The sequence below is a fragment of the Clostridium sp. UBA5988 genome, from assembly GCF_002435615.1.
GTDB lineage: Bacteria > Bacillota > Clostridia > Clostridiales > Clostridiaceae > Clostridium_J > Clostridium_J sulfidigenes.
Map to the genome: position 1 here is coordinate 20,492 of NZ_DJBA01000054.1, position 6,667 is coordinate 27,158.

Sequence of the window (6,667 nt, forward strand, 5' to 3'; positions counted from 1 at the left end):
GTTTCACTCCATTTTACATCATGTCAACAAATCTATGTCTAAACTTGTACATTAGTATACTACCTGCTATAAACATAGTCGTTATAATTACCCAAAACACTATCATCTCATTAACATTAGATAATATTCCCTCATGATAGAAGAAACTATCTCTATACCCCTGAACGATATAATATATTGGATTACACTTCATAATTTTTTGTATATTCTTAGGCATCTTATCCATTGTCCATAATATAGGGGTTATATACATCAACATTCTCATAGTTGCATTAACTATTTTTTTCACATCTCTTGTAAACATATTAAGCACTGATGTTATCATTGCTAAAGATACTGAAAAAGCCACACCACATATTAAATAGTATAAAATCTGAAAATTGTATAGGCTAGGTACCATACCCCTAATAAGAAAAATCACATATATTATTACCAGCATACATAAATGAATAATGGCTTCTTCCACCACCACCGTTGTAGGCAAAATGCTCACTGGAAATTTCATTTTTCTTATTACCTTTATCTTTGAAGAAATAGACGTTACTCCCTTCCTTATTGAAGGACTAATAAAAAACCATACTGCCATTCCCGCTAATAGCCAGTCCAAAAACTCAATTCCATCTACTGGTTTACCGCTTCTTATACCTATTCCAAAAACAAACCAATATGTTGAAATTTGAATTAGTGGATTTAATACATTCCAGAGTATTCCTAATTTAGAGTCTCTGTTTTCTGCTAATATTTCATATTTAGCAATTAAAAAAATCCTATATATATTGCTTATATTTTCACTTACTACATACCTTATGCTCTTTATCATATTTACCTCTTTATCATATATTCTCTTAAAAATTACTATGATTATAAAAATTTTTTCTTATCTTTCTCTTCAAATCTTATATCATTTTATCACATCAACTAAAATCTAACAAGATTTATTACTTTTATGTCATAGGCAATGAAATAAGGACTAGTAACTCAACACTAGTCCCATTTTAATTTATATTATTTTCCTATTGCAACTTGTCCTAGACCTAGTTCCTGTTTTATTTTAGTTGTTGATATTTCAGGAGTTCTGCTTAAATAGATAACCTTGCAATATTCTTTAAGGAAGTCAAACTTTCCTTCCCAGTCATCTCCAATGACAAAAGTATCTACATGAAATTCTTTTATATCATTAATTTTCTGTTCCCAATTATTTTCTGGAATAACTAAATCCACATATCTAATTGCTTCTAATAATTTTTTTCTCTCCTCATATGAAAAATAACACTTCTTACCTTTAACTTCATTAAACTCATTTGTTGATAAAGCTACTATTAAATAGTCTCCTTGCTCCTTGGCTCTCTTTAATATGTTTATATGACCATAATGCAATAAATCAAATGTGCCGTAAGTAATTACTTTTTTCATTATTAAATTCCTCCAAAAAAAATAAATTGCTTTATTATTTATATTTTACTTTATTACTTATTATAATACTCTGGATGGAAATCAGCAACTGTTTGGAATAAAATGGAATGGGGTCAGACCCCCACCCATTTTATGGGTGGGGGTCTGACCCCGTTACATAAAATGGATTTATTTTTTTATAGCTTTAAAATCTTTTTTTATAATTCTCTTTTCATTGTACATCTTTTCATCAGCCAAATTTATAATTTCATCAATATACTCATCAGAGTTAAATTTAAATTCTTCTATTCCGTGGCTTGCACTTATTATATATTTTCTATTTTCCATTTCATTTATATTTCTAAAGTCATCATATATCCTATTCCAAATACTTTCTGCTTGTACTATATCAGAGTCTACAAAAATTATTAAAAATTCGTCTCCTCCTAGTCTTATTATGAAATCTGACTCCCTTATATTTTTTTTAATTTGATCTACTATAGTTAAAATAAGCTCGTCCCCTGCTTCATGTCCTAAATTATCATTAACTTCTTTTAGACCATTTATATCGGAGAAACAGATACTTACTTTCCCTTTATCTTTCATAAAGTCTCTATATATTTTATTTAATAGCTCAAATCCAGCACGTCTATTGAGAACTCCTGTCATTGCATCATATTCTGAAAAATATTTTATTTTTTCCTTTGACATTTTGTTCAATGTAACTACAATTGCAAAACTTAAAGCTGCTATAAATATAAAGAAAAAGATGTATTTATCATTTTTCACCTTGTAGACTATATTTGAGTATATATCTGTGAAAATCATCAATTTATTTTCATTGCTTTTAGGAATGAATGATACTGCCTTCCAATTTTTCTCTCCTAATACTATGGATTTATTACGATTTTCTATATCCACCGTTAAAGTACCTGCATCTTCAATTATATTTGTATAAGAAAAATATCCATTTTTTGTACTTAATGTTCCAATTTTATTACTATTTATACTTTCCCACTCTTTAGCAAATTCATTTTTAAAGTTTATATCTTTCTTATTTTCATACATAAATGTCCATTCTTTATCTTTATTTTCAGAATTATATAGCCAGTATCCATTATCATTTAATAAAAATATATTTCCATAACTTGTTGATGCAGTTTCTTCAAATTGCTTTAATATATATTTTGCACAATAATTTAATACTACAATGCCTTTTAACTTACCATCATTGCCAAAAACAGGTGTAGAAAATCTGATCATAGGTTTATCAGGAGTTTCTATTTTCCCATTTTCTTCATTCAAATCTAACTTTGAAACATAGGTTTGATCTTTTTCCAATCCAATTGTATCTTTAAAATAATATCTGTCTTTTTTATTTTGAAGATGCTCCTTATCAACCAGAACTGAACCATTTTCAAAGTAATTCACTCTAATTTTTTCATTTCCTTCTATATCTATATACCTTATTTGATCATATATCTTTCTTCTGTCTGAAAATGCTTTCCATTCGTTTTCTATATCTTTAAAGTCATCAGTATCAATACTATTATATTTAAAGTTGTCAGCGATATACAAAACATCTGAAACTATTCTATCTATTCTAGAGGAAATTATACTCTGTTCTACAGCCACTAAACGTTGCTCATTCTTTATAACCTCATTTTTTTTCAATTTATTTGTTTCCATTTGCATAAACACTGATATTAATAGGTATGTAAAACTAAATGTAATAAATATAACCAAAGAATATAATACTATGGTTTTTCTCTCTTTTGTCAATGCTCTAATGCTCATTTTATCCCCCTTTAAACTAATGCATACAAATACTTTAAAATTTAATATCTAATATACACTAATATAGTTCTCCACTAATTTTCTCAAGTTTTATTTATATTTCTAAAACAGTGTTATTATACTATAACGTACAATATATTACAATATTTTCTCCTCTCATTATAATCAGACCAACTGGAATGAATTGGGAGGGGGTCAGACCCCGTTCCAAAAAATGGAATGGGGTCTGACCCCATTTCATTTTTGGGACCCCATTCCATTTCTTTGTAAAAAGTGATAAAATATACTAAAATTAAGTTTAAGGGGGAAATACAATGAATAACTTATTAAATAAGATAAAGGAAGAAATGAAATTAGTAAGTAAAATCAGTGATGTTATTAGAATTGTAGACCCAATAAATATGACTTCAATGATTGCTAAGGAAAATGAAATTGAAGGTATTGAAAGTAAATGCTATGATTTTTGGAAAAGAAATACTAGGTGTAATAACTGTATTTCCATGAGGGCATTAAATAAAAAAGATATATTTTTAAAGATAGAATACACTTCTAACAAAGTTTTTTTAATAATGGCCATACCTTGTGATGTAGATGGTAAAACATATATTATAGAAACTTTAAAGGAGATATCAAAAGATAGAAATATATTTTATGATAAAGATCATAATTCAAATTTAAGTAAGATTATTGATGAAATAAATGATAATACTATTATTGATAAAATCTCAGGTTTGTATAATAGAGACTATATCGATGAAAGATTAGCTGTAGATATAAATAATAGCATTATTTACGGATATCCAATGTCAATAATTAAGGTAACCATAGATTATTTAAGAAGCATCGGATACAAGTATGGTAAAGATATAGAAGAAAAGTTAGTAGCAGATGTAGCTAATATGTTTAAAGAGCTAATTTTAAATAAATCAAATTGGATTGGAAGATATGACATGGATTCATTTCTTATTGTTTTAAATAATGAAAGTAGTAATAAAGAGATTTTAGATATACTGAATCAATTATTTAGCAATTTTACAATTAGATATAATGATATAGATACTAAAGTAACCACAGATACTATAGCATACTCCATTGATGGTATAAATAAAAATGTTGAAAGCATTTTAGAAGAAATCCATGATCAGTTCCACGGAAAGAATTATAATAATATTCATTGTGGTAATGGAGAGCTAAATAATGAAAGGTTGTCTAAACTTCACTACAAAATTAAAGACATGCAAGAGGTTTTAAACGAAGTATGTGTGACAGTAGAAGATAACATTGATTATGAAAAAAGGCTAGAAATTAGTCAATATTTAGATGAACTCATTGTAATGTATATGCAAAGCTTAAAAAAATGTAGTAATGACTAAAAATTATAATCAGACCCCTGATACAAAATATAAGGGGTCTGATTATATGTCATATTTAACTATTAAAAATTTTCCTTAGGATACTATATAAATATAAAGCTATGAAGAGTTTAGTTAAAGAACCCCTACCCTTTAACTTATCTGCTCCTTTTTCATATCTAGGAAATAAAATCTCTCTAAAGTAACGACGAAACCATATTTCTTTTCTCCCTTACTATTAATATAACTATCAGTGTTTATCTTTCCTTCAACCCCTAACTTACTGCCTTTTGTAACATATTGGTAAAGTATTTCTGCCTGCCTACCAAAGGCAACTACATTAATAAAAGCAGCATTGTTATCCTTATCTTTATGTCTATACTCATTTACAGCTAATGTAAACTTAGTATAGCTTCCTTTCCCCTCTGAGCCATCATAAGTTTTTAATTCTAGCTCCCTTACTACGTTACCAATTAAAGTTACTTTATTCATAAAACATTACCTCCATAAGTTAATTTGTTTTAATTATTAACACGAACATACAATCTTATTCAATGTATTTAAAATAATTTAAAAAGCATACAAAACTATTAATTTGTATGCTAAGCCTCTGACTCCATGATAATTTTGTTCACTTATTAATAAAATCAGTTTATAATTATAAAATGTATATAAAAAATCGCATATAAAAATTTAAAAATGTAACAAATCACTTAAATGAATAAGTTTTACTTATATTTTTTTCATAAGGAGAATTGCTAGAATGCTAAAAAATAATCGCATTAAATATATTATAACTATTTTTTCAATATCTACTTGTATTATTAGTTTAATCTTCTTTATATTAACAGCACATTACATATCCCTAGAATTTATTAATGTTATAGGAGAAGGAGCAATGGATTCTGCTTCTCTATTAGCAAAACACATTACCTTAAGCAACAAAGATGTGGACAAACTAGTAAATATGGAGTATTCCCATATTGCTTCATATAGCAAAAATCAGGAATTGCAATCATTGATAGAAAATATCGACTTTGCTTACGATTTTGATTGTGTATATGTGGTTCATAGGTTAAAACCAAATGAGATTAAATATACTATAAATGAAGAAAATAAAGACTTTTTCAAAAGTGAAGTTGGTACACCACTTGATATAATCTGGTTATTGGATGTCCCTATATTGGCCACTAATGAAATTAGCTATGAAGAGTATTTTTCAAAGGATATTAAACGTTTTACTTATTCAAATGATCATTTCACCACTTTATTAAATGAAATAAAGCCATCTTTTTCATTTATAGAAGATGAATATGGAAGGGTAATATCAAGTTATGCTCCTCTTTGGAGTTTAGAAGGAGATTTCATTGGATATTTAGGACTGGATATAAGGATGGATACATATAAACATTATAGAGATAAAATAATACTCTTATTAGGAATATTATTTTTGTGTACAACAATATCTCTTTCTTTTATATTTTCCAATGTTTATTTAAGAAGTGTAAAGAAATCACGAAAGAAAATATATTATGACACTCTTACCAATACATATAATCGACGTTATTATGATGAATGTTTTGAAAATATTATGAATTCTAAAGATGCTATGAATTCCTTTGTTTCTGTGATGATGATAGATGTAGATGACTTCAAGAAAATTAATGACAAATATGGACACGAAAAAGGAGATCAATGTTTGCGTAAAATCTCAGAGATTTTCACCAAAAGTTCTGTTGACATATTAATTCGTTACGGTGGCGATGAATTTATCGCTGGTTGCTTTACAATGAATAAACAGCGATTAACAGAAATCATGGATAGTATTATGTATGAAATTAGTTTACTTAACTTATTTAATGACGAAAATAAAATAACACTTTCTATAGGTATATGTACAGTATATAAAGATGGTTTTTATATAAAAGATTTTAATAAATTAATATCTAGAGCAGATGAAAACTTGTATATTGCAAAGAAAAATGGAAGAAACCAATACTATATAACAGAATATACTTCATGTTCTTAGAGCCTGTAAATATTTTTGTGTTCTTCACGGCGTAACCCTTTAATATCACTAGAGTTAAGCCTTCTAGGAGAGATTAATTAGAGACTAGCTTTAATTT

The 6,667-nt window shown here is 27.2% G+C and carries 6 protein-coding genes; 2 read left to right on the top strand and 4 right to left on the bottom strand.

All coding sequences use genetic code 11. The features are described from left to right. Positions 1 to 13: 13 nt before the first annotated feature. From B3J31_RS11915 to B3J31_RS11925, 3 genes are all read right to left on the bottom strand, one after another. Positions 14 to 820, bottom strand: coding sequence for an ABC transporter permease (locus B3J31_RS11915; RefSeq protein ID WP_346868467.1), 807 nt, complete (start codon positions 818 to 820; stop codon positions 14 to 16). A 185-nt stretch (positions 821 to 1,005) separates the two neighbouring features. Next, positions 1,006 to 1,413 (bottom strand): glycerol-3-phosphate cytidylyltransferase, encoded by a 408-nt coding sequence (tagD, locus tag B3J31_RS11920; RefSeq protein WP_346868468.1) that lies wholly within the window; start codon positions 1,411 to 1,413, stop codon positions 1,006 to 1,008. Positions 1,414 to 1,581: 168 nt separating this feature from the next. Next, complete coding sequence (locus B3J31_RS11925) at positions 1,582 to 3,189, bottom strand: sensor domain-containing diguanylate cyclase (RefSeq protein WP_346868469.1); 1,608 nt, start codon at positions 3,187 to 3,189, stop codon at positions 1,582 to 1,584. A gap of 314 nt (positions 3,190 to 3,503) precedes the next feature. On the opposite strand from B3J31_RS11925, the gene B3J31_RS11930 reads away from it, so the two are divergent. Beyond that, positions 3,504 to 4,562: a GGDEF domain-containing protein gene (locus tag B3J31_RS11930; RefSeq protein ID WP_346868470.1), complete on the top strand. Its 1,059-nt coding sequence runs from the start codon at positions 3,504 to 3,506 to the stop codon at positions 4,560 to 4,562. Positions 4,563 to 4,694: 132 nt separating this feature from the next. On the opposite strand, the gene B3J31_RS11935 is transcribed toward B3J31_RS11930, so the two are convergent. Next, positions 4,695 to 5,033 carry a single-stranded DNA-binding protein gene (locus tag B3J31_RS11935; RefSeq protein WP_346868471.1) on the bottom strand — a complete coding sequence of 113 codons (339 nt, stop codon included), beginning with the start codon at positions 5,031 to 5,033 and terminating at the stop codon, positions 4,695 to 4,697. Positions 5,034 to 5,304: 271 nt separating this feature from the next. Here B3J31_RS11935 and B3J31_RS11940 point away from each other — a divergent pair, with 271 nt between their 5' ends. After that, on the top strand, positions 5,305 to 6,570 hold the full coding sequence (locus tag B3J31_RS11940; protein WP_346868472.1) for a GGDEF domain-containing protein: 1,266 nt from the start codon (positions 5,305 to 5,307) through the stop codon (positions 6,568 to 6,570). Positions 6,571 to 6,667 lie beyond the last annotated feature (97 nt).

Bases quoted from the DNA above. Each gene is read 5' to 3' on its own strand.
- B3J31_RS11915 (WP_346868467.1), bottom strand. From the start codon at position 820: ATGATAAAGAGCATAAGGTATGTAGTAAGTGAAAATATAAGCAATATA.
- tagD (WP_346868468.1), bottom strand. From the start codon at position 1,413: ATGAAAAAAGTAATTACTTACGGCACATTTGATTTATTGCATTATGGT.
- B3J31_RS11925 (WP_346868469.1), bottom strand. From the start codon at position 3,189: ATGAGCATTAGAGCATTGACAAAAGAGAGAAAAACCATAGTATTATAT.
- B3J31_RS11930 (WP_346868470.1), top strand. From the start codon at position 3,504: ATGAATAACTTATTAAATAAGATAAAGGAAGAAATGAAATTAGTAAGT.
- B3J31_RS11935 (WP_346868471.1), bottom strand. From the start codon at position 5,033: ATGAATAAAGTAACTTTAATTGGTAACGTAGTAAGGGAGCTAGAATTA.
- B3J31_RS11940 (WP_346868472.1), top strand. From the start codon at position 5,305: ATGCTAAAAAATAATCGCATTAAATATATTATAACTATTTTTTCAATA.